The 21,181-nt window shown below is 49.2% G+C and carries 20 protein-coding genes; 5 read left to right on the top strand and 15 right to left on the bottom strand.

The genetic code is table 11. The annotated features are described in order from the left end of the window. Nucleotides 1-131: 131 nt before the first annotated feature. Nucleotides 132-1,523, bottom strand: a complete 1,392-nt coding sequence (locus RDU59_11535; GenBank protein ID MDQ7839107.1) for a sigma-54 dependent transcriptional regulator — start codon at nucleotides 1,521-1,523, stop codon at nucleotides 132-134. 49 nt (nucleotides 1,524-1,572) lie between these two features. Between RDU59_11535 and RDU59_11530 the strand changes: the two genes are divergently transcribed. Further along, on the top strand, nucleotides 1,573-1,737 hold the full coding sequence (locus tag RDU59_11530) for a hypothetical protein (protein ID MDQ7839106.1): 165 nt from the start codon (nucleotides 1,573-1,575) through the stop codon (nucleotides 1,735-1,737). 159 nt (nucleotides 1,738-1,896) lie between these two features. Here RDU59_11530 and RDU59_11525 read toward each other — a convergent pair whose 3' ends face one another. The 9 genes from RDU59_11525 to RDU59_11485 all read right to left on the bottom strand — a co-directional run bounded on the left by RDU59_11525 (nucleotide 1,897) and on the right by RDU59_11485 (nucleotide 8,461). After that, nucleotides 1,897-2,262, bottom strand: a complete 366-nt coding sequence (locus RDU59_11525; GenBank protein ID MDQ7839105.1) for a response regulator — start codon at nucleotides 2,260-2,262, stop codon at nucleotides 1,897-1,899. Between the two features lie 151 nt (nucleotides 2,263-2,413). Then, nucleotides 2,414-3,067: a histidinol phosphate phosphatase domain-containing protein gene (locus RDU59_11520; protein ID MDQ7839104.1), complete on the bottom strand. Its 654-nt coding sequence runs from the start codon at nucleotides 3,065-3,067 to the stop codon at nucleotides 2,414-2,416. 6 nt (nucleotides 3,068-3,073) lie between these two features. After that, complete coding sequence (locus tag RDU59_11515; protein ID MDQ7839103.1) at nucleotides 3,074-3,571, bottom strand: bifunctional nuclease family protein; 498 nt, start codon at nucleotides 3,569-3,571, stop codon at nucleotides 3,074-3,076. Between the two features lie 19 nt (nucleotides 3,572-3,590). Further along, nucleotides 3,591-4,916: a tRNA (N6-isopentenyl adenosine(37)-C2)-methylthiotransferase MiaB gene (gene miaB, locus RDU59_11510; protein ID MDQ7839102.1), complete on the bottom strand. Its 1,326-nt coding sequence runs from the start codon at nucleotides 4,914-4,916 to the stop codon at nucleotides 3,591-3,593. 65 nt (nucleotides 4,917-4,981) lie between these two features. Beyond that, nucleotides 4,982-5,272, bottom strand: coding sequence for a hypothetical protein (locus RDU59_11505; GenBank protein MDQ7839101.1), 291 nt, complete (start codon nucleotides 5,270-5,272; stop codon nucleotides 4,982-4,984). Continuing rightward, nucleotides 5,273-5,539: a DUF4911 domain-containing protein gene (locus RDU59_11500; protein ID MDQ7839100.1), complete on the bottom strand. Its 267-nt coding sequence runs from the start codon at nucleotides 5,537-5,539 to the stop codon at nucleotides 5,273-5,275. Beyond that, nucleotides 5,536-6,120 carry an FmdE family protein gene (locus RDU59_11495; protein ID MDQ7839099.1) on the bottom strand — a complete coding sequence of 195 codons (585 nt, stop codon included), beginning with the start codon at nucleotides 6,118-6,120 and terminating at the stop codon, nucleotides 5,536-5,538. Before RDU59_11495 ends, RDU59_11500 begins: the two co-directional genes overlap by 4 nt. Nucleotides 6,121-6,149: 29 nt before the next feature. Then, entirely contained in the window at nucleotides 6,150-7,490 is a 1,341-nt protein-coding gene (gene rimO, locus RDU59_11490) for a 30S ribosomal protein S12 methylthiotransferase RimO (GenBank protein MDQ7839098.1), read from the bottom strand. Between the two features lie 5 nt (nucleotides 7,491-7,495). Next, the gene (locus RDU59_11485) at nucleotides 7,496-8,461 is read right to left on the bottom strand and encodes a hypothetical protein (GenBank protein ID MDQ7839097.1); all 966 of its coding nucleotides are present in this window, start codon (nucleotides 8,459-8,461) and stop codon (nucleotides 7,496-7,498) included. Between the two features lie 331 nt (nucleotides 8,462-8,792). On the opposite strand from RDU59_11485, the gene ispH reads away from it, so the two are divergent. Further along, the gene (gene ispH, locus RDU59_11480; GenBank protein ID MDQ7839096.1) at nucleotides 8,793-10,532 is read left to right on the top strand and encodes a 4-hydroxy-3-methylbut-2-enyl diphosphate reductase; all 1,740 of its coding nucleotides are present in this window, start codon (nucleotides 8,793-8,795) and stop codon (nucleotides 10,530-10,532) included. 114 nt (nucleotides 10,533-10,646) lie between these two features. Here the strand turns inward: ispH and RDU59_11475 are convergent, their stop codons facing one another. Continuing rightward, the gene (locus RDU59_11475; protein MDQ7839095.1) at nucleotides 10,647-10,841 is read right to left on the bottom strand and encodes a hypothetical protein; all 195 of its coding nucleotides are present in this window, start codon (nucleotides 10,839-10,841) and stop codon (nucleotides 10,647-10,649) included. 258 nt (nucleotides 10,842-11,099) lie between these two features. Between RDU59_11475 and pal the strand changes: the two genes are divergently transcribed. Next, the gene (pal, locus tag RDU59_11470) at nucleotides 11,100-11,672 is read left to right on the top strand and encodes a peptidoglycan-associated lipoprotein Pal (protein ID MDQ7839094.1); all 573 of its coding nucleotides are present in this window, start codon (nucleotides 11,100-11,102) and stop codon (nucleotides 11,670-11,672) included. Between the two features lie 123 nt (nucleotides 11,673-11,795). Continuing rightward, nucleotides 11,796-12,329 carry an OmpH family outer membrane protein gene (locus RDU59_11465; GenBank protein ID MDQ7839093.1) on the top strand — a complete coding sequence of 178 codons (534 nt, stop codon included), beginning with the start codon at nucleotides 11,796-11,798 and terminating at the stop codon, nucleotides 12,327-12,329. A gap of 49 nt (nucleotides 12,330-12,378) precedes the next feature. Here RDU59_11465 and mgtE read toward each other — a convergent pair whose 3' ends face one another. The 4 genes from mgtE to pilB form a co-directional block, all read right to left on the bottom strand. Then, entirely contained in the window at nucleotides 12,379-13,731 is a 1,353-nt protein-coding gene (gene mgtE, locus RDU59_11460; GenBank protein MDQ7839092.1) for a magnesium transporter, read from the bottom strand. Between the two features lie 324 nt (nucleotides 13,732-14,055). Next, on the bottom strand, nucleotides 14,056-15,723 hold the full coding sequence (locus RDU59_11455) for a PAS domain S-box protein (protein ID MDQ7839091.1): 1,668 nt from the start codon (nucleotides 15,721-15,723) through the stop codon (nucleotides 14,056-14,058). Then, the gene (locus RDU59_11450; protein MDQ7839090.1) at nucleotides 15,724-16,935 is read right to left on the bottom strand and encodes a type II secretion system F family protein; all 1,212 of its coding nucleotides are present in this window, start codon (nucleotides 16,933-16,935) and stop codon (nucleotides 15,724-15,726) included. 38 nt (nucleotides 16,936-16,973) lie between these two features. Continuing rightward, nucleotides 16,974-18,668, bottom strand: coding sequence for a type IV-A pilus assembly ATPase PilB (gene pilB, locus RDU59_11445; protein ID MDQ7839089.1), 1,695 nt, complete (start codon nucleotides 18,666-18,668; stop codon nucleotides 16,974-16,976). A gap of 555 nt (nucleotides 18,669-19,223) precedes the next feature. Between pilB and RDU59_11440 the strand changes: the two genes are divergently transcribed. After that, on the top strand, nucleotides 19,224-21,179 hold the full coding sequence (locus RDU59_11440) for a cyclic nucleotide-binding domain-containing protein (GenBank protein MDQ7839088.1): 1,956 nt from the start codon (nucleotides 19,224-19,226) through the stop codon (nucleotides 21,177-21,179). Nucleotides 21,180-21,181 lie beyond the last annotated feature (2 nt).

The following is a 21,181-nucleotide window of genomic DNA, read 5'->3' as shown; positions in this document are numbered from 1 at the left end:
ATAGCATTATATGCCATAATAATGACGCATCTGTTCTAAACATACAAGGCGGAATCGCTGAAAGCGTGAAGTGGAAACGGCGGTTTCGGGCTGAAAGCTACCCGGGCCTATCCTGTTATCTAAAAAACAATCTACGAGCGTTTATGTATGCCATATTCTTGCATTTTATTCAAAAGGGATTTATAGCTTATCTTAAGCTGAGAAGCGCAAGCCCGTCTGTTCCACCTTGTCTTCTCCAGGCCGGCCCTTATAGCCTCTGTTTCAATCGTTCTTGTACATTCCTGACCTATCTTTTTCAGAGAAAGCCCCCCTTGACACAAGAGGTTATATACCAGAGATCTGTCAACTATGGCAGGAGATCGTCCTCCCCGGCCATCATTCTTATCCCTTGAGCCTATCAGCCGGCCCTTGATCTCCGCATAAGCCACGGACTCATTTTCCAAGACCACAATATTTTTAACAATATTTTCCAATTCTCTCACGTTGCCCGGCCAACTGTATTCCGAGAAAAGGTCCATAATCCTTTTTGAAAAACGCATATATGGTTTGTTATAGACTGCACAGTATTTTTCCAAAAAATACTCTTTCAGTAAGAGTAGGTCTCCCTTTCTATCCCTGAAAGGAGGTATGGTTATATGGGCTACGTTAAGCCTGTAATATAAATCTGACCTAAACCTGCCCTGTTCAACAAGCCTCGGCAAATCGGCATTTGTTGCAGCGATTACCCGGACATCGGTACGGACGTCTTCCTTGCCGCCCAGCCGGGAAAATTCGCCGTTCTGTAAGACCTGTAATAGCTTGGATTGCAAGGGCAGCGGAATATCCCCTACTTCATCTAAAAATAACGTCCCTCTATCGGCCAGATCAAACTTCCCGGGTTTTGCACAGTAAGCGCCGGTAAAAGCCCCTTTTTCATAACCAAAAAACTCGCTTTCCAGAAGCGTTCCCGGGATAGCGGCGCCGTTTACCTTGATAAACTGTTCTTTATGGCGTGGAGACTGCTCATGTACCAAGCGGGCTGCAATCTCCTTACCGGTACCGCTTTCACCCTGGACAAGTACAGTAATATTGGTCTGGCTGATCCGCTGTATTTTCTCCCTGATCTCAATTATTTTACTGTCCTCACCGAAGAAATAATGGCTACTCCTGTCAACTTCTTGCTCAGATGGGCAAACTTTTTGCAAGGCCTTAGCCAATTGCTGCGGGGTAAACGGCCTTTTAAGAAAGACCACGCCTGATTTTTTAGAAAGATTAAGCGCGTCCAGCGCCTGTTCTCTTTCATAAATAAGAACCACAGGATAGGGACAGCCCCCCCGGTCTCCTAATATATCAAAAAGGGATGATTTATCCCCGTCATTCAGGCTTACGATAATTACGTGAGGAGACTCACCCCCAAGCCCCTTGCTCTTTCCCCGGCCAGTACAATATGTTAAACGCGGCTGGTATCCATAATGGTGGATAACAGCCCGGATATATCCGGCAAGGTCTTCGTCAGTGATGTAAAGGCAGGCAATTCTATCCATAGCTTTTTAAAAAGTACCCCCGAAATGACATCCGTCTATTGCAACTGACATGCCAAGAAAAATCTGCGGGGAAAAACAGGTTATTGGGGCCGATTATAGGCAGATTACCTGGGCGTCAAAAGAAATGGGAAAATATTTTTCCCTGTGTGAGGAAAAACTTTTCCTTGGCAGAAGAGAAATATATTACCACTTGGAATGCAGGGGGAGGAGGTAACCGTTAACCGTTGTCCGTTCACCGATAATGCGTGGACATATTCCAGCCTGCTCTTTGCTGTCGGTACACGGTGAACTGTGAACGGTGAACTATTACCCTTAGCAGGAGCGCCTTCCAGGTGCGATCCGGGAAAGACTGAAGGCGCAAGGCTGGGTATCGTCAGGCGGGTAGTAAACGGGTGATGGCATCCTTTAAGTCGGATATCTCGAAGGGTTTGCTCAAAACAAAATCGGCCCTCTTTTCCTGAGCCAGCTCTTCCGCATACCGGCCAAACCCGGTTATGGCAATGACGGGAATATTGGGATAATCCTTTTTAATAACGCTGATTATTCCTATCCCACTGATGTAAGGCATACTAAGATCGGTAATCACCATATCATAAAGTCCGGTTCGCAAGTGTTTCAGGCCCTCCAGGCCGTCCCCCGCCCCGGTAGTTTCATATCCCAAAAAGGTAAGATAGTCCAGTAACATAGACAGTACTTCCTGATCGTCTTCCACAACCAGTACTTTCTTATTCGGCGCCATCTTCTATTCCTCCCGGGTAATACCCGTTATCCTCTCTCTTATAGGATATATGCCCGGCAAAAAGCAAATAGTTTTTAAACTTTTTACCTAATGAGCCAGGGGATAAATTTCATCCGCCGTATAGGCAAAGGGAAGTACGGATAAAGAAGACCTATGCAGCGAAGCAACTTTTGGCCAGCTTAGTCATATTGCGACGTATCACCTCTACCTGCTTTGGGAGGATACCGGCACCGAGGGCCACCTGTTCAGCCATAGTTTCTGACATGAAGTCACCCGGCCCGTGTCCGTCAGAATTTACGCAGAGAGGGGCGTTATGCTGGAGGGCCAGGCGTGCCACATGGCCATTGGTCAGACAGTGCCCCCGGCGGCTGGTAATCTCAAGAAAAATCCCTTTCTTGGCGGCCAGCTTTACCTCCTCTTCGCTAATCAGGCCGGGATGGGCCAGGATATCGATGGGAGACTCCAGGGCCGCCCGGTTGGTCCCGGGAGCTACCGGCTCAACAAGGGTCTCACCATGGACTACAACCACTCTTGCCCCCAATTTCCTGGCCTCTTTGGCCAGAGGTTGGATTAGGGATGGCGCAATATGTGTCAATTCTATCCCTGGAATAAGCCTGGTCTTGCTATACCGGTTGATATCTGCGGCCACTTTCGTAATACGGGGGATAATAAGGTCGATGTTTGAGCTGTCGGCATGATCGCTGATAGCCACAAATTCATAACCAAGGCATTCCACCCTCCGCACCAGTTCAGAGGGAAGGAGTTCCCCGTCACTAAAAAGGCTATGGGTATGAAAATCTATCATAAACACTCACATCTTGTATTTGCCAAAGTCATCAGGCGAAAGGCGTTCCAATATATCAGCCCACTTCTTTCCCTCTTCAGTATCAACCTCCGCCCTGTGGCTCATCTCCATGCGTTTCGACTTATCTATCACCGTTTCATGGACATAAATCGGCGAATCAGTCCGCAAGGCCAGGGCAATGGCATCACTGGGGCGGGCGTCAAGCTGGAACTCTCTATCCTTTGTTATTATCGTGATAATAGCGTAGAAGGTATTTTCGCGCAGATCTATGATTTCAATTTTGACCACTCCTGCGCCGACTTCCTTCAAAATGTTTCTAAGGAGGTCGTGGGTCATCGGCCTGGAAAACTGGATCTTCTCCAGCTCAGTGGCTATAGCCGTGGCTTCCAGAAGACCAATCCATATCGGCATGGCCTGCTCGCCGTCCACCTCTCGCAGGATCATAATCGGTGTATTGGTAACAGGATCGATGGCGATACCGGAAACCTTCATTTCTTTGAACATAACCCTCTCCCCCCGGGCCCTATTCTACTGCCAGCCTGCCCTTTAATGAGTGTAAGCAGGCCTTCTCAACAGCAACTATAACCACCTTTCCAGGCAAGTCCCCATCTCCGCTGAAATTAACCACTTCATTAGTGCGCGCCCGCCCCATCCATTCCCGGTGCGAACTCTTGCTGTATCCCTCGACTAAGACCTCTGCTTGCTTACCCACCATGGATTTATTACTATTATATGTTATTTCTTTTTGCAGGGCCAGCAATCTGGAAAGCCTCTCCTGTTTTACCGGCTCCGGCAATTTATTATCAAAAGTTGCGGCCTTAGCCGGCGGCCGATCTGAATATTTAAAGGCAAAGGCGCCGGCAAACCGGACCTGCCGCATTATGTCCAGAGTATCTTCAAAATCAGCCTCAGTTTCGCCCGGAAAGCCTGCGATAAGATCGGTAGTTATGTTGATATCCGGGCAGACCCGCCTTAGTTTGGCCACCTTCTCCAGGTAATCATCCCGCGTATATTTACGGTTCATCCTTTTTAATATCCTATCCGAACCAGATTGCATTGGCAAGTGAATATGCTCGCAAAGGGACTTAATGCTGCCAAAACACCCTATCAAGTCATCGGATATGTCCTTGGGATGGGAGGTGGTAAATCGCAACCTCTCCAGGCCCTCAACCTCGCCTATTTTTCTAACTAAGTCGGCGAAACCGCACCCGCCGGCGCCATGAAGTCCGTAAGAGTTCACGTTTTGACCAAGAAGGGTTATCTCCTTTACTCCCTGTTCGACCAGGCCTCTGATTTCCTTTAATATCTTCTCGCTTCGACGACTAATCTCGCGTCCGCGTACGTAAGGCACGATACAATAAGAACAAAAGTTATTACACCCGGTCATGATGCTGACATAGGCCGTCACCGCCCTTTTTCCGTTCAGGCTGCGCGCATAACCGGGAAACTCATAAGATACGCCAAGTTCTGTGTAAGTAATCCTTCTTACGTTCTTCTCTGCCTCTCTTATAAGTTCTGGAAGGCGATGAATGCCCTGCGGCCCGATAACCAGATTGATGCCCGGACTCTTTTTAAAGAGCCTGCCACCCTCCTGCTGGGCCAGGCAGCCGGCCACAATGACCATCAGGTCAGGGTTTTTCTTCTTAAACTTCCGCAGGCGGCCCAGGAAGCTATAGGCCTTTTCTTCGGCCTTTTTCCTTATGCAGCAGGTATTGACCAGGACAAGATCGGCGCCGGCCGGGTCTTCGGCCGCCTCATAGGCCATATTGGACAGAATACCGGCCATCTGCTCCGAATCGTGTTCATTCATCTGGCAGCCGAAGGTGGCGATATAGGCTTTCTTGCTCATAAGTTGCTGGGGATACTGTGCTCTTTATAATCCCTGCGGGTATTATAATAACAATCTTCCCCAATTCAATATAAAAATGGCAGCGCCTGCCGCCGGATACGACGTAAAACGTTAGACGTCCGGCGTTCGAAGCGATTGACTCCCGACTTCTGAGTTTCGAACTCTCTGACCCGTAACCCGCAACTCGTAACGCTTACCTCGACTCCTGACTTCTGTATTCTGTTGAGGCTCTTGCAAAAATCGTCACACCGGTGAAAACCGGTGTCCAGAGGTATCTCAATCTGCTTGAAATTACTGGATTCCGGCGCCTGCCCCGGACCCCGATCCGGGGTTCGCCGGAATGACAAGAACGCCATTTACAAGACTTTTGCAAGAGGCTCTGTTTTAAGGCCTATTTCTGTCTTTATGGATACCAGGAGTTCCCGCACCTGGTCCTCATTGCCGGAAGGGATGTAGAGTTCGACTATCCCTTGCTGACGGTCAACGGTGCTCATAGTCGCCAGATTATCGTAGCCCTCCAGGATAAATTTCAAGTAGTGAACCTGCCGGGGGTCAATCTGTATTTTACAGTTTGTCATGTGCATCTTGTGGGTACCCAGGCGCTCTTTCAAAACACTGTTCAACCCTCACTGCAAGGGATACAGACGATCTTCCCGCCTTTTACCCGGGCGCGAGGCTCCATGACCTTTTCGCCACAGACGGCGCAGCGCACGCCTGGATATAACTTGGCCTCAGGCGGAGGAGTGATAGTCACACGTTTTATCTTCATTATCTCTTCGGAGGCCACGCTCAGGATCGCTTGAACTTTTTTGGCTTTGCGGCTTCGAATTTGCGCACTGACCTCCTCTGTCCTATCGCCGACCTGGAATCTTTCCCAGGCGGCTTTCTCTTCCGGTGTCTCCGGGTAATCGAATTCTACAGAAAAACGCATCCCTTCACCGGTAGCCCGGCTGTAAAACGTATAAACCTGTTTCCCGTAGTCATGAAAGATTAGATTTCCCTTGCCGAAAGTGCAGCCGGTCAACACCTGAATGGCATCTACAGCACAGGAATCATTTTCCACAATAGCCACGAGTTCTTCATCTTTTGCCTTCCCGCCAAGATGTTTAATAGCCTCCCTGGCCACCCTGTAACCATAGACCACCCCGGGACAGATGTGACCGTGGAAGGCAATGATCCTTTTTAAATCATCGTCATATTCCATAATTAGCTGTCAGCTCTCCTCCTTTCCTATCAGATCGACACGATCTCTCCGACCAGATCATAAGGATGGGCCTCGGCGATCCGGACTGGAGCGATCCGGCCGATCTCCGTCTGACCGCTGGCGATATAAACCTGCCCGTCTATATCCGGGGCCTGAAAAACAGCCCGGCCCTTTAAGAGAAGTTCCGTTTCATCGCTCAGACCTTCGACCAACACCGGGATTATCTCCCCGACCCGGGAGCGGTTTATGGCCAGAGATACGGCCTGTTGCGCCTTGAGTATTTTTTTCTGCCGCTCCCTTTTTACCTTTTCCGGCAATTGCCCGGGCAGCCGGCCGGCTGCCGTGCCATCTTCCGCTGCATAGGAGAAAACCCCTACGTGCTCAAATCGCGCCTCTTTCACAAATCGCAGCAATTCCTGGAATTCTTCCCCGGTCTCACCGGGAAATCCCGCTATAAGTGATGTGCGGAGCGCAGCCCCGGGTAATTTGCGGCGGATTTTTTCTATCAAGCCATAGATATAATCCTGATCGTAAGGCCGGCGCATAAGTCTGAGGATGCGCGGGCTTATATGCTGGATGGGAATATCGAGGTATGGGCATATCCGCGGCTCCAAGGCCATTAATTCCAGGAGTTCATCATCAATCGCAGTAGGATAGAGGTAAAGCAACCGAATCCAGTCCAAGCCCGGAATAGTAAGCAGCTTCTTCAGCAGATCGGGCAGGCCTGTGCCGTCCCCAAGGTCACTGCCATAGGCGCTTGTGTCCTGGGCAACCAGGATAAGCTCGCGCACCCCTTCTCCGGCCAGCCGCGCGGCCTCAGCAAAAATCGAATCAACCGGGCGGCTCCTTAATTTTCCTCTGAGACGCGGGATCAGGCAGAAGCTGCAGTGATGGCCACATCCTTCGGCAATCTTCAGATAAGCAGTATAAAAAGGTGTGGTGCGTCTCCGCGGGGTATATTCATCCATAATGAACCGGGGGCTGAGTGGTGAGGAGAGCGGCTGAGCCTGGCCATCTTTGAGACTGCGCAGCGCCTCTCCTATATTCTGAAAACCATCCGTACCGATAAAGGCGTCAACTTCGGGAAGGAGTTTTATCAGTTCCTTGCCATAGCGCTGAGGGAAGCAGCCGGTTACGATCAGGTACGTTAAGTTGCCCCTCTTCTTGTTCTCAGCAAGGGCCAGAATAGTTTCGATGGATTCTTCCACGGCCGGCCGGATGAAGGCGCACGTATTTACAATTATGACCCCGGCCTCTTCCTCCCTGGAGGTAATCTCATAGCCGGCGGCTATCAACACGCCCAGCATGACCTCGCTGTCCACCAGGTTTTTGGGACAGCCGAGACTGGTTATGAAAACTGACTCAGGCATCGGTATTAGTAAAAGATAGGGGCAAAGGAATGAACGGTCTCTTGATCAATGGTCTGGAACATGATGTAGGCATAGGAGACTATGATAGCCACGGCTGCCGGCACAAAATAAGGCGCTGTCTTCTCCTGTATTCCAATACTCCCTTCTTCCCACCCTTTATTCTCCCGTAATAAGGAGATGAAATTATATATGACATAACATTCTACTGCAAAAGGCGGGAACCCGAGATAGCCGACAATGGGCATCTCAAGCACTTTAAACTGTCCCACAAAGGGTACGGTATATACCCACTTGCTCCCGGCCCAGAAATTCCACAGCTCCCAGAATACGCCGCAGATGAATCCGGCCGTAAGCAGGAGAGAGAATTTGCGGAGAGAGCCTTGCTGCCAGTCGCGCATTAACGACCGGCCGCCGAAGTGATGATTTATCGGCTCTAGAAGAAAAATGAAACAGCCCCAGACCAACGGGAAAAAGTATTGCGGCCAGATGACCGGCAGGATGAAAAAGGCCAGGCCTAAAAATATAAACGGGCCATACCAACTTTTGGTCGGAGAAATGGACCGAATGTGCCTCTTCTTGTAGAGACCCGCTGCCTCCAGAAACTCTGTGGTTTCAAAAAGGCCGGGCAGCACCGTGCCATAGGCTACAAAGTAACCCAGCCAGCGCAGCCAGCGGATATCTATTATCCTGACATAATACCAATTTTTGATATAAATGTTAAAGGCCTCGAAGATGAGCCAGATAAAGACTGACCAGGGAACAAGCAAAAAAAACTCGCCGGTACGATTTACGAGAAGGGAATTTCCCTTATATCGATAAACCAGGCCATCGATCAGCAGGATGTACGGCCACCAGGCAAAGACGTAAAAAAGCGAATAAACCGGCTCAGTCCTGTAAATAAGCAACATAGAGGAGACAATCAGGATTATCAACCCCAGGTAGGCGTGTGCAGGCAATTTAGCTGTAGCCATGATTTTCCCTTGTGTTTTTATGTTTATCTCACCGGCCGCAGACTGTCAATGTTTTTGACTAAAAGCGGAGGCCATGTTGAATGTCTCTCGCTTTTACAGTATATTGCCATATCAAAATACTAAGCGTTCACCGTTGACCGTTCGCCGTTCACCGAAAAAGACCTTTTTCGCGCTTCTCACGGACAACGGCGGCCAAGTTAACGGAAAATACGATCACCATCGACTGTTCACCCAAAAAACGCTTTTCAGGTTCTTACGGACAACGGTGAACTGATAACAGTGAACGGTTACAATGCTTAACCCATATTATCCTCTTCGGGGGCTCACATAGATGAAGGTTATTCTGGCCAAAAAGGCGGGCTTTTGCATGGGCGTAAGAAGGGCCATGGATACCTTGCTGGCTGCGGTCAAGGAAAAATCTACCGCAGGCGGACCAATATCCACTTTTGGCCCTCTTATTCACAACCGGCAGGTACTGGATTTGCTGGCTGATAAAGGCGTCTCAGTGGTAAGAAGCGTCGGCGAAGTCAAAGGCGGCACGGTAGTCATCCGGGCCCATGGCATCCCTCCTCAGCAAAAAGAAGCTATTCTGCAGACCGGCGCACAGGTAATAGACGGCACCTGCCTGCGGGTTATAAAGGTTCAAACTATTATCCGCCGCTTTGCCCGCAGGGGCTATCAGGTAATCCTCGTCGGCGACAAGGGGCATCCGGAGGTACTGGGACTCCTTGGTTTCGCCGAAGGCCGGGGCCTCTTGATAAGCAGCAAGACCGATATTGCCGGACTTCCCAGGCCGGACAAATACATCGTTGTGGCCCAGACTACGCAGGATGAAAACCTTTTTAATCAGATCGCCTCGGAGATCACCTCAAAATATCCGGGAGGCCAGGTCTTTAATACTATCTGTCATTCAACCCACGAACGGCAGGCCGAGGTCCTTGAACTCTGTAAGGAAGTTGAGGCCGTTGTTGTAGTGGGCGGCAAAGAAAGCGCAAATACAACAAGACTGGCTCAAATTGCAGAAGAGGCCGGGGTAAAGGCCTACCATATTGAGACGGAAAACGATCTGGATTTAAAAGAGATGTCCGGTTTCAGCAGGGTGGCCGTTACGGCCGGGGCATCGACCCCCAACTGGATAATCAACCGGGTTGTAAGCAAACTGGAAGGCGTAAGGGGTAAACAGGAAAGCGCCCTTAAGGCTGCGGCATATACATTTTTTCGCTTTCTTCTGGAAAGCAACCTCTATATCAGCCTCGGGGCAGGATTCCTCGCCTATGCCTCTCTCAAACTACAGGGGATAAAAGGGGCCTTGCCATATTTCTTCATTGCGGCCGCCTATATCTATGCCGTCCATAATCTGAATCATTTTACAGACAAAGAAGCAGACGCCTTTTCCGAACCCGGACGGGCTATATTCTTCGCTAAACATGAAAGACTTATCCTTTTATTATCTCTCCTGGCCGCCGCCTTTGCCCTTTCCCTGTCTTACTCCCTGGGCTTGTTTCCGTTTCTCTTCCTGTTTTTTATTTGCATCCTGGGGACGTTGTACGGAGTTAAAATTATCCCTGATTTTTTAGGCCTTATTATTCCCCTCCGTCGATTAAAAGACATACCGGGATCCAGGACATTATTTATAGCCCTGGCCTGGGCGGCAGTCGCGGCTTTTTTGCCTGCCTGGAACTCAGGCCAGGGGTTCACGCCGGGCCTTATCGCGGCCTTCCTCTTTGTCCTGGCCTTTGTCTTCGTGCGTTCGGCGCTCCTGGAAGTATTTGATGTCCAGGCTGACCGTATGTTCGGACGTGAGACACTGCCTATTTTAATAGGAGAGAGAGCAACACTTACCCTGCTGAAGGGGCTTATAGCCTTTATGGTTATTCTCCTCGCGGCTTCTTCCTTCCTCGGATATGTCGCCACGGTCGGCCTCTGGCTGACCTTACCGGTATTATCCATGGCCGGATGCATTATCCTTTTCGAAAAGAACTACCTGCGACGGGGGATAAAACTGGAATTCCTGATTGAAAATAACTTTGTTATGGCCGGCATGGTAAGCTATCTATGGGCGCAATTCTGAACATGCATAGCGAGCGAATACGATGCATTTTACCTTGCATACGGAGATCCCCCGTAGCTTGCTGCGGGGAGCTTCAATTGCTTACCGGATGCCTGACTTTTTACGAGGCCGCCTTTAATGATACACCCCGGTTTCATTGTCGGATGACAGGAAATAATAGACCTGCAGCACATGTGTATAGCAGACCCGCTTTTTCCAATTGGCGCAACGCTTCTTTACACTATCCCATTGGAAAAATACGCAATCGACACAGGGGGATTCGCCTTCGACCGTTTTAATCAGCCGTTGTACTTTAGCTGCATCCATCATCTCATACTCACCTGTTAAATGATATGCGTCAGGGTATTCCGTAGTCTCTTATTTTTATTATCGGTCAAGACGGTCCTCCCCTTGAAAATTTCAGCACAAGTTGACCATCTATTGTTTATATGAGCCATTTTTTTTATAAAGAGTTCTTGCCTTGCCCTTTAAAAAATGATAGTTATTTATTATCGTTTATGTACGATCAAAATAATGCCGATTTATTAAATTATAATTTAATAACATAGGTAAAAAGGGGGAGGGCAAATGGCAAAAAGAGGTTTATTTTATGGACTATCGTTTTTATTAGCAATAACAATGGCCTTTCTGGTTTCTGCCTGTGCCAAAAGAGTCTGTGTCTCCGAAGAAGAAGCTAAGGCGCCGGAGGCTGTGACGGCGAAACCGGCAGAGACAGTTGCACCCAAGCCCATGGCTGAAGAAGCCATGCCTACCACCGGAGCGCCAAAAGAAGAAGTCCTCACAATGGCAGAGAGCCGAACCTCGGCGGGTTTATTACCGGTTTACTTTGATTTTGATAAGTATAATATCCGTGGTGACCAGCCCCCAACCCTGGACCGGAACGCCAACTGGATGAAGAAAAATCCTGCGGCCAGGATACGCATCGAGGGCAATTGCGACGAAAGAGGCTCAAACGAATATAACCTGGCCTTGGGCGAGCGGAGGGCAAACAGCGCTAAAGATTATCTAACAAACATGGGCATTGCTCCTGAGCGCATAGAAACCCTGAGCTACGGGGAAGAAAGGCCGCTTTGCCCTGAACACGATGAAGAATGCTGGACTAAAAACAGACGCGCCGATTTTGCCACGATAGGAAAATAGCTGTATAGTTAAAATGATGAATTCGTAAAAAACGTTTGCCACCAAGGCACAAAGACACGAAAGAATAATCTTAGTCTTGGCGCCTTGGTGTCTTAGTGGCTGAAACAAGAAAGGAAAAAATAAATGAAAAAGGGATTACTAATACTAATAGGAATAATGATTGTCCTCATGGTTGCCGGACAATCGTGGGCGGAGGAAAAAACTAAAATAGCTATTGTGAATATACAAAAAGTCCTGGGAGAGTCTGAAGTAGGTAAAAAGACTAAAGATGACTTATCCTTAAGATTTAAGGCCCTGCAGGAAAAAATAAATAAAAAACAGGATGATCTGGAAAAATTCAAGCAGGACTTGGAGAAAAAAACCGCCGTCATCAGCGCTGAAGCCAGAGACGAAAAAGAGAGAGAATACCAGAAACAATACCGGGAATTTAAACAGCTTTACGAGGATGCCCAATATGAGATGCAGCAAGCTGAACGCAAGGCAACCGAGCCTTTAATAAAGAGCCTGCAAACGATTCTGGAAAAATTTGGTAAAGAGCAGGGGTACACGCTGATATTAGACCCCGTAAGGAGTGGTGTTGTTTACGCTGCGGACGAAATCGACGTCACGGATAAAATCCTCGACCTCTTCAACAAGGAGAATAAGGGCAAGAAATAAGATAGATAACCGTGTAAATTTAAATAAGGGCGGGTTCCCCCGCCCTTATTTATTTAAACAGGATAAAACGAGCCACCTGGAAATAGGTGAATACCCCCAGCACATCGACCATTGTGGTAATAAAAGGGGCGGACATGATGGCCGGGTCAAGCTTTAAACGCGAGAAGACAAAAGGCAGCATACCTCCCGCAAGACTGGCCAGAGTCGAGATGACCACGAGACTCAACCCAACGGTGAGAGAGACAAGCCAATTACCTTGCAACCAGTGGGCCCAGATTGTGACTATTGTTCCTAACATAACACCCAATAAACAGCCGATGCCCACTTCCCGCGACAGCAGGCCCCAATAATTCCTTGCCGATACCTCCCTTAGCGCCAGACCCCTGACCATGACCGTGGAAGACTGCGCTCCTATGTTGCCTCCGCTCCCTATTAAAAGCGGTATAAAAGCCGCCAGCGCAACGAAAGACTTTAGGGCATCCGATTGACCCATGATAATATTGCCGGTAAGCGTGTTGGTTATGAGTAGTATCAGAAGCCAGCCTACCCGCCGGCCTACAACAGAAAGAACCCGGGCCTTAAAATATCCCGTATCCGGGACTTCCACACCACCCATACGGTAAATATCTTCGGTAACCTCTTCTTCCATAACGTCCATGACGTCATCGACCGTTATTATGCCCACCAGCCTATCTTCTTTATCCACTACCGGCACAGCTAAGAGGTCGTACTTTTGCAGGTCACGCGCCACTTTTTCCTGGTCGTCCTCTGTCCTTACCGATATGGCATCGGAGTCCATAATATCGCCGATGATGGCTGTAGGCGGCTTAATAACCAGGAGTTTGAGAGAAACAATACCCACCAGCCGTCTTTTTTCGTCAACCACATAACAGTAATAGACGGTTTCCTTTTCCAGACCTACGCGTCTGATCTTGTCCAATGCCTCAGCTACGGTCATCTCCCTCTTTAGGGCGACGTATTCGGGCGTCATAATACGCCCGGCGGTGTTCTCCGGATATCCGAGCAATGTACTGGTATTTTTACGCTCCTGCGGCGGCAGTAACTGCACCAACCGTTTGGCCACTACGGCCGGCACTTCGTCTAAAAGCCTGGCCAGGTCGTCCGGCGACATCTCTTCAAGAATATCCTTGACCTTACTGTCTTGAAAATTTTGCAAAAGGTGTTGCTGGTCCGGAGAGCTGAGATGTTCAAAAACATCAACTGCCAGCTCCTTGGCCAACAACCTGAAGAGAAGCACCTGTTCTTTCGGTGGCTGGTGGGTGATAAGCTCGGCAATATCCTGGGCATTACTGGCTGAAAGTATCTGTTTAATGGCCTCAAACCGCCGTTCAGCCAATAATGGCTCTACTTCTTCCCGTAGATCTTTATAGAGCTCTTCCATGGCCAGCCTCCGCTATGATTTTATCCGGGCATCCCGTTCGGCAAAACCGGCTACAAATCAAAATCAAAGCTTTTACCCCAAAACATCTGAATGTCAAACATATTTTGTAGCTATTCTTTGCATGCAGGACAGGCGTTCGTCCCTGGCCATCTTGCCTGCGGCAGGGCAAAGGACTGGCGTCTCGCCATTTGTCATTCGCTTGAACTTTGATGAATTCGTAAAAAGTCAAAATTTACCGCAGAGGTCGCTGAGAACGCCGAGATAACATATTGAACAGTTTAAGGTTTTTCTCCGCGGACTCTGCGTGCTCTGCGGTGAAAAGGCTTAAAGCCGGGCAGGGTTAACCGGCAGGTAGATATAACATATTGTCCCCTGATCCTCTTCCGGCGGACTTTTGAAATAAATCTTACCCCCGGAATACTCAACCAGGCGATAGACCACGGCCAAACCAAGCTCATCCGCACTACCTTCTATCATAGGAAACGGACTGAACGCACTATCTGTATGATGAGGAAACGCTCCTGTTCCGCCAGACTTCACCAATAGGCAAAGGAAGCTCCCGCCTCCAACCGCGACGTCCTCACCTGTCTGCTGAACCAATCGCCCGTCTATCCTGACCTCTCCGCCTTCCGGTCCGGTTTCCAGTATTTTAATAAGCAGGTTTTCTATAATCCTGGAAAGGTGCTCAGGGGCTATCTTTATATAGACAGGCGATTTTAAATCAATCACTACCTGCATACCAATCCGGCCGGCCCGTTCACGAAGATCAGCGACTACCTCCCCCACTACTTGTCCGACCTCAATCTCCCTGGCCTCGCTGTCTTCGGGTCTGGCATAGAGCAAAAAATCGGACAATAATCTGTCCAGTCTTTCTGCATCCCGTAATATAATATTCATGAATTTTCCCGGGGTTCCGGATCCATCCCGGCCCAGCATCTGGGCACAGCCGCTTAGGGAGGCCAGGGGATTTCTTATCTCATGGGCCATAGCCGCGGTCAGTTTCCCGATGGAAGCCAGGACCTGCTGACGCTGAATCTCTGCCTCCATGGCCTTCATTTCTGTCATGTCCTGAACCAAGATAAGCTGTCCTATATTCTCGTGTTCCGCATTCTTCAGGGACGATATTAAAAAGGAAAGCCACAGCTCTCTGCCCTCTCTATTTTTATACTGAAAACTGGAAAGGTTATTGTTTTCAGAGATATTATCCCCTTCGGAAGGCAGGTCAAGATGTGGAAAAACCGTGGCTAAGGGTTGACCTGTAACCTCATTGTGGGAAAAGGCGGTAATGTCCTCCGCTGCGCGGTTAAACGAAGTTATGCGGCCATGCGTATCTAAGGTGAAAAGGCCGGTATTTATCGATTGTACGATGTTCCGGTTGAATGCCTCTAATTCCCATATATTCCTCTGCCTTCTGTCCAGTTCAATAGCATCTTTCCTGGCCTGTTGAGACCAATAGCTGCTTAAAAAAGCCATAAAATAAAAGGCTGTTATGTGAACACTAGCCTGGTAAATTACGTGGCCGGCTGAAATACCGGCCAGGTCTATGGGGTCAAAGTTGAGGGGTGCTATGTAACCAAGATATTGAAAATCGAGAAGGGCCGCGTAGAGTATGCTGCTCAACGAGGCGGCTATTACCCCCCCCCGCCTGTAAAGCAACCGGCTGGCCACCATGATTACCAGCAGGTACAGAAAGGTGAAGGGACTGCTTATCCCGCCGGTCACATAAATTAAGGCCGTAACCAGGAGGGGATCCAGGATCATCTGCACAAAAATGACCCGGCCGGGATGTCTGATCACCCTGAGCAGAATACTATAGACAACGGTCAGAAGATATACAGAGGATATAAATACGTATAAAGGAAACAGGGTGCCAAATACACCGGCCGGGCGTGACTGATACTGGATGAGGACAGTAATGACCAGAAGGAGAGTGGCCACCACCACCCTCAAAGACATCAACCATAGCGCCCTGCTGAGATGTGAGTCACTCAATTAATTACCTACCGCCGCCGCCATCTTAAAGATAGGCAAATACATGGCAATGACTAAGCCGCCAATAGTCCCCCCGAGAAAGACCATCATAAAGGGTTCGATCATAGACGTTAAGGCATCTACGGCCGCGTCTACCTCGTCATCATAAAAATCGGCAATCTTCCCCAGCATGGCATCCAGGGCGCCTGTCGTTTCACCCACGGTGATCATTTGAACCACCATGTTAGGGAACACCCCGGTTTCCATGAGCGGTTCGGCTATCGGACGGCCCTCGCTTATGTTTACCCTGACCTTTAAGATAGCCTCTTCAATGATCTTATTTCCAGCCGTGCCGGCTACTATGTTTAAGGAATCCAGTATCGGGACACCGCTGCTTATCAGGGTTCCCAGGGTCCGGGTAAATTTAGCTACGGCTACCTTGCGGACCAGCGGCCCAAACACCGGAAGCCTGAGAACAAGGCTGTCCACCCATTTCCTGCCCTTAGCCGTAGAGTAAAATCTCCGAAAGGCAAATACAAACGCAATCAGCCCGGCAATCATAAAAATGATATTTTTCTTACAGAACTCGCTCAGGTTAATAACAATTTGAGTAGGAGCCGGTAATGCCTGGCCGAAATCGGCAAACATTTTCTGGAACACCGGGATAACAAAGATGAGGATTACGGCCACGACTAAAATAGCAATACAAAGGACTACCAGAGGATAGGTCAGCGCGCTTTTGACCTTTTTCTTCAATTTCATAACCTTTTCCATGTACATAGCCAAACGATTGAGGATAACATCCAGTATGCCGCCCAACTCCCCTGCGGCTACCATCTTGGAAAAGAGACTGTCAAAAATCTTATCATGCCTTGCCAGAGAATCGGCAAATGTTGAGCCGGTCTCCACATTCGTCTTTATATCCGTAAGCACCTCCCTGAAAGTCTTATTGATCTGCTGCTTGGCCAGGATATCCAGGCCCTGAATAAGAGGCAGACCCGCATCTATCATGGTAGAAAGTTGTCGTGTAAAAACGACTAAATCTTTCTGTGTCACCTTGGGCTTTAAAAATTTGACATTCTCCAGGAGGTCCTTTGGTTTTTTCTTTATCTTTGTAGGTGTTAGCTGCAACCTCCTCAACTGAACCCGCACCGTGGTCTCATCCGGCGCTTCCAGCTCACCGCCCCTCTTTTCCCCTTTGCCTGTCTTTGCTTCCCAGATATAAACAGCCATCTTTATCCCTCCTTAAGTCCTCTGAAACCCCGTACCTATCAATCTGCTACCGTTGTTCGGGCCACCTCTTCTATCGTGGTAACTCCTTCGAGTATCTTGGTTAACCCGCTCTGACGAAGCGTTTTCGTGCCCAAACGTATAGTCTCTTTCTTGATCTCCATGGCCGAGGCCCCCACCAGAACCATTTCTTTCAATTCTTCATACATAGGCATAACCTCATAGAGGGCAATCCGTCCCCGATAACCACTCTGATTGCAATTAAGGCAGCCCTTGCCCTTGTAGCAGATAATCTCTCCGTCAGACTCCTGTCGTAACCCCATATTCCGTAAGACCTCGGCAGGAATAGAGACTTCCTCCTTACAATCCGGACAAATCTTTCGTACTAAACGCTGGGCCAGGATAAGATTGACGGAAGATGACACCAGAAACGGCTCTACGCCCATATTGAGCAGCCGATTAATCGTAGAAGGGGCGTCATTGGTATGAAGCGTGGAAAGGACCAGATGTCCGGTCAGGGCAGCCTTGACCCCGATCTCTGCCGTCTCAAAGTCTCTGATCTCGCCGACCATAATGATGTCCGGGTCCTGCCTCAAAAATGACCGCAAGGCAGCCGCAAAGGTCAACCCTATATCATCATGGATTTGTACCTGATTTATGCCCATGAGGTTGAATTCCACAGGGTCTTCCGCGGTCGAAATATTCTCGGTCACCTTATTTAACTCGGCCAGCGCCGAATAAAGGGTGGTGGTCTTCCCGCTCCCGGTCGGTCCGGTAACCAGGACCATCCCATAAGGCCTGTGAATGGCCTCCATAAAATCAGTCAGGGCCTTTTCCTCAAAACCCAGTCTGGTCATATCCAGCTGAAGATTAGACTTGTCAAGGAGCCGTAAGACTACCTTTTCACCGAATAGGGTGGGCAGCACCGATACCCGGAAATCCATCTCCTTGCCCTTCCCTACGATCAGCTTTATGCGCCCGTCCTGAGGCAGCCTCCTCTCCGCAATATCCAGTTTGGACATAATCTTAATTCGCGAGATTATCGCATTCTTCAGCCGGGAAGGGGGGTTCATTATCTCATATAAGACGCCATCGATTCTGAACCTGACCCGAAAGACCTTTTCATACGGTTCTACATGGATATCGCTGGCCTGCTTTTTAATGGCGTCGGCCAGAATAAAATTAACCAGCTTGACAACCGGCGCCTCCGTGGCCGCTGTAGCCAGGACTGAGGCGTCCAGTTCCTCCTCATCACCGGAGTAGTCCATCCCTTCGTCTTTGAATCCATCCATTACATCACTCAGGGAGGCAGACATGTCATAAAAACGATCAATAGCCTTTTTGATCGCCAGGTCAGTAGCCAACTGAACCACTACATTTGTACCGGTAAAAAACTTTATGTCATCTATGGCCGAAATATTGGAGGGATCGGCTATGGCCACGGTCAAAACCGAGCCGGCTTTCTTTAGCGGGATAACATGATATTTTTGGACAATACGGGGGGGGACAAGCCTGATAACCTCCTCGGGGATATCCATAGCGGAAGGATCCACCACGGAAACCCCAAATTGTCTGCTCAAAAAACTGAGCAGGACATTTTCAGCAATAATGCCCATTTTAACAAGATGATAACCAAGAGTTCCCCCGTGGAGTCTTTGCTCGTTCAAGGCCCCTTTCAGTTGTTCCACGGTTATCAGCTTTTCTCTAACTAATAATTCGCCGAGACGGGTTGACATACGTATCCACCTAATTTATATCCTGATCGGCATCCCCGGGCAAATCCTTGAACACGCCCCGGCGTATCTACGACCGGCTTATGTTCCTGGTCACAAATCCACCGTCTAATTTAGCTATCGAGGTTAAAATCAGTAGGTTATGAAGCATTCCTGATCACCGGCAAGATATTAGATGCAAGGCGCCGAGGAACGACGACTGAGGCGTATGGAGCAATACGCCGCAAGGAGGAGTGATCGAAGGCAACGCCGCAGATGATGTCTTGATGGTGGATCAGGGCTGGTCACATTGGTTTGATAAGACACGCCTTTCAGCCGATAATATTGTTAGCAGTCAGCTTTGATGACTTCGTAAGAAGTAAGATTTTACCGCAGCCACGTAGGGTGGGTTTTACCCACCATCATTCTCTTGGTGGGCAAAGCCCACCCTACAGTGCTGGATGCTAAAAGCATATTAGCCGTTCACCGAAAAAGACGTTTTCGTGTTTTTCACGGACAACGGTGAGCTGATAACGGTGAACGGATACAACGATTGTTCCCGGAAGGAAACCAGGCAATATGGAAGAACTGACCTCTAATAACATAGAAGTCTTTTATGCGCTTCCCGGGGTGGATTTTCTGGCTTTTCTCCCGGAAGAGGAACTCTTCCATCTGGCAAAACGGTTCAAAAGGCTGCGGGCCAGAAAAGGTGAGGTAATTTGCCGGGGAGGGGATCCGGGGGATTCACTTTTCATAATCAAGTCCGGCATAGTTGACGTTTATGTAAGAAAGGAGGGGCGGGAGGACCTTATTGCCCAGTTACACCGGGGAGATTTCTTCGGTGAACGGGCCATTCTCACCGGGGAACCAAGGATGGCCACAGTCAAAGCGGCCCTTGACGTCGAACTCTTTGAGCTTAAGAAGGCGGATTTTGAGGCGCTATTGTACAAACATCCACAGGTTGCCCTGCACATCAGCCGCATTATATCTTCCAGGTTCAGTAAGGCTGGAGGGCTGATTACCCCGCTGGTCGCCCCTTGCTTTTATAGTGTCATCGGTTCTCACGCCGGCCTTGGTTGCTCCACTTTTACCGCTATGCTGGCGGTATCCGTCGCCCGCGAAGCAGGGGGAAAAGTCCTGGTTATAGACCTGGACGAACCCCGTGGACAGGTCTTACATATCCTGGGCGGTGAACAGATCGACTGCCCGGACAACCGATTAATTGAAGACTTTTCTCCGGAAACCAGGGCTAACCTAAGGCAATCCTGGTACAAAAGCCCCGCCGGTGTCACTATCTTCCAATTGCCGCAAACGAGTAATCGAAAATTCGTTACGGAAATCAGGTCTCATCTATCCTCTATCATGGAAGTATTGAAAAATAATTTCGCCTATGTCTTTTTCGATCTCCACCATGAAATCAATACGGTAAGCAAACGGGTCTTAAGGCTCTCTGACTGCATTCTCTTTCTTATCCCGACCCTTGTGGAAGATATGGCCGACGTCCCCCAACAGCTCCGCCTGATTCAGGATATCATCGATTCCACGTCAGCGCGCATCAAAATCGGCACAAGCCATATAAGAGGAGACACAGGTCTTCACCGCACTGAAATAAAGGCCCTTCTGAATCTGGCCGAAGTCCCGGAGATATGGCAATATAAGGAGGAAGAAAAAAATAGAACTGCGCTGCGAAGACTGGCGCGTGAAATTTGCAAAAGACGAGTCGGGGTAGCGCTCGGGGCCGGAGGCGCACGGGGCTGGACACATCTGGGCGTTCTAAAGGCGCTGGAGGAAAGGGGCATCCCCATAGATATGATAGCCGGATGCAGCATCGGGGCATTTGTAGCCGCATTATACGGCAAGACCGGTTCGGCAAATGCGGCTATAGAGCTGGCCTTGTCCTATTTCTCCACTACTCGTCAGGTAAGAAAAAATATATACGACTATACACTGCTGGGCGGGGGAGTCTTAAAGGGAAACCGCATCCTCTCCGTACTGGAAGAGATGCTGGAGGGCGCAGATTTTCTTGACCTGGCGATCCCGGTGAGTATTATTGCCGTTGACATGGCCACCGGTCAGGAGGTTATTATGGAGCGGGGATCGGTGAGCAAGGCCGTGCGGGCCAGTATATCCAGCCCGGGCATGTTCAATCCATTTAATATGAACGGACAGTGGCTTAGCGATGGGGCGCTTCTCAACCCGTTGCCCGTGGATGTACTCGTCAATAAAGGCGCCGATTTTCTATTAGCTTCGGTAGTAGAAAGGCGCACCGGCGAGCGCTGGCCTGAAAATAGGGGGCCTTCTATCTTAGGCGTACTCACTCGTTCCTTCTCCATAATGTTTTCCCATGCCGCACGGGAAAGCATTAATAAGTCTGACATCGTTATTTATCCAGATGTCGAAGGCTACAAGTGGGGAGATTTCCACCTGGGAAAGGAATTAATACGCAGGGGAGAAGAGGCCTGCCTTCAAAAAATAGATGAAATCGAAAAATTAATGGGTGGAGAGCTGCCGGCAGTCGGCAGTCAAAAAAGCTGAAA

It is taken from the genome of Thermodesulfobacteriota bacterium (assembly GCA_031082315.1).
Taxonomy (GTDB): Bacteria; Desulfobacterota; QYQD01; order QYQD01; family QYQD01; genus QYQD01.
This window is presented reverse-complemented; position numbering and strand designations above follow the sequence as displayed.

Coding starts and splice junctions, on each gene's coding strand:
- ispH (MDQ7839096.1), top strand. CDS start 8,793: ATGAAGGTTATTCTGGCCAAAAAGGCGGGCTTTTGCATGGGCGTAAGA.
- RDU59_11495 (MDQ7839099.1), bottom strand. CDS start 6,120: ATGGAATATGACGATGATTTAAAAAGGATCATTGCCTTCCACGGTCAC.
- RDU59_11505 (MDQ7839101.1), bottom strand. CDS start 5,272: ATGGCGTTCTTGTCATTCCGGCGAACCCCGGATCGGGGTCCGGGGCAG.
- RDU59_11525 (MDQ7839105.1), bottom strand. CDS start 2,262: ATGGCGCCGAATAAGAAAGTACTGGTTGTGGAAGACGATCAGGAAGTA.
- RDU59_11440 (MDQ7839088.1), top strand. CDS start 19,224: ATGGAAGAACTGACCTCTAATAACATAGAAGTCTTTTATGCGCTTCCC.
- mgtE (MDQ7839092.1), bottom strand. CDS start 13,731: ATGGAAGAGCTCTATAAAGATCTACGGGAAGAAGTAGAGCCATTATTG.
- pilB (MDQ7839089.1), bottom strand. CDS start 18,668: ATGTCAACCCGTCTCGGCGAATTATTAGTTAGAGAAAAGCTGATAACC.
- rimO (MDQ7839098.1), bottom strand. CDS start 7,490: ATGCCTGAGTCAGTTTTCATAACCAGTCTCGGCTGTCCCAAAAACCTG.
- RDU59_11520 (MDQ7839104.1), bottom strand. CDS start 3,067: ATGATAGATTTTCATACCCATAGCCTTTTTAGTGACGGGGAACTCCTT.
- RDU59_11465 (MDQ7839093.1), top strand. CDS start 11,796: ATGAAAAAGGGATTACTAATACTAATAGGAATAATGATTGTCCTCATG.
- miaB (MDQ7839102.1), bottom strand. CDS start 4,916: ATGAGCAAGAAAGCCTATATCGCCACCTTCGGCTGCCAGATGAATGAA.
- RDU59_11515 (MDQ7839103.1), bottom strand. CDS start 3,571: ATGTTCAAAGAAATGAAGGTTTCCGGTATCGCCATCGATCCTGTTACC.
- pal (MDQ7839094.1), top strand. CDS start 11,100: ATGGCAAAAAGAGGTTTATTTTATGGACTATCGTTTTTATTAGCAATA.
- RDU59_11530 (MDQ7839106.1), top strand. CDS start 1,573: ATGCCAAGAAAAATCTGCGGGGAAAAACAGGTTATTGGGGCCGATTAT.
- RDU59_11535 (MDQ7839107.1), bottom strand. CDS start 1,523: ATGGATAGAATTGCCTGCCTTTACATCACTGACGAAGACCTTGCCGGA.
- RDU59_11450 (MDQ7839090.1), bottom strand. CDS start 16,935: ATGGCTGTTTATATCTGGGAAGCAAAGACAGGCAAAGGGGAAAAGAGG.
- RDU59_11475 (MDQ7839095.1), bottom strand. CDS start 10,841: ATGATGGATGCAGCTAAAGTACAACGGCTGATTAAAACGGTCGAAGGC.
- RDU59_11485 (MDQ7839097.1), bottom strand. CDS start 8,461: ATGGCTACAGCTAAATTGCCTGCACACGCCTACCTGGGGTTGATAATC.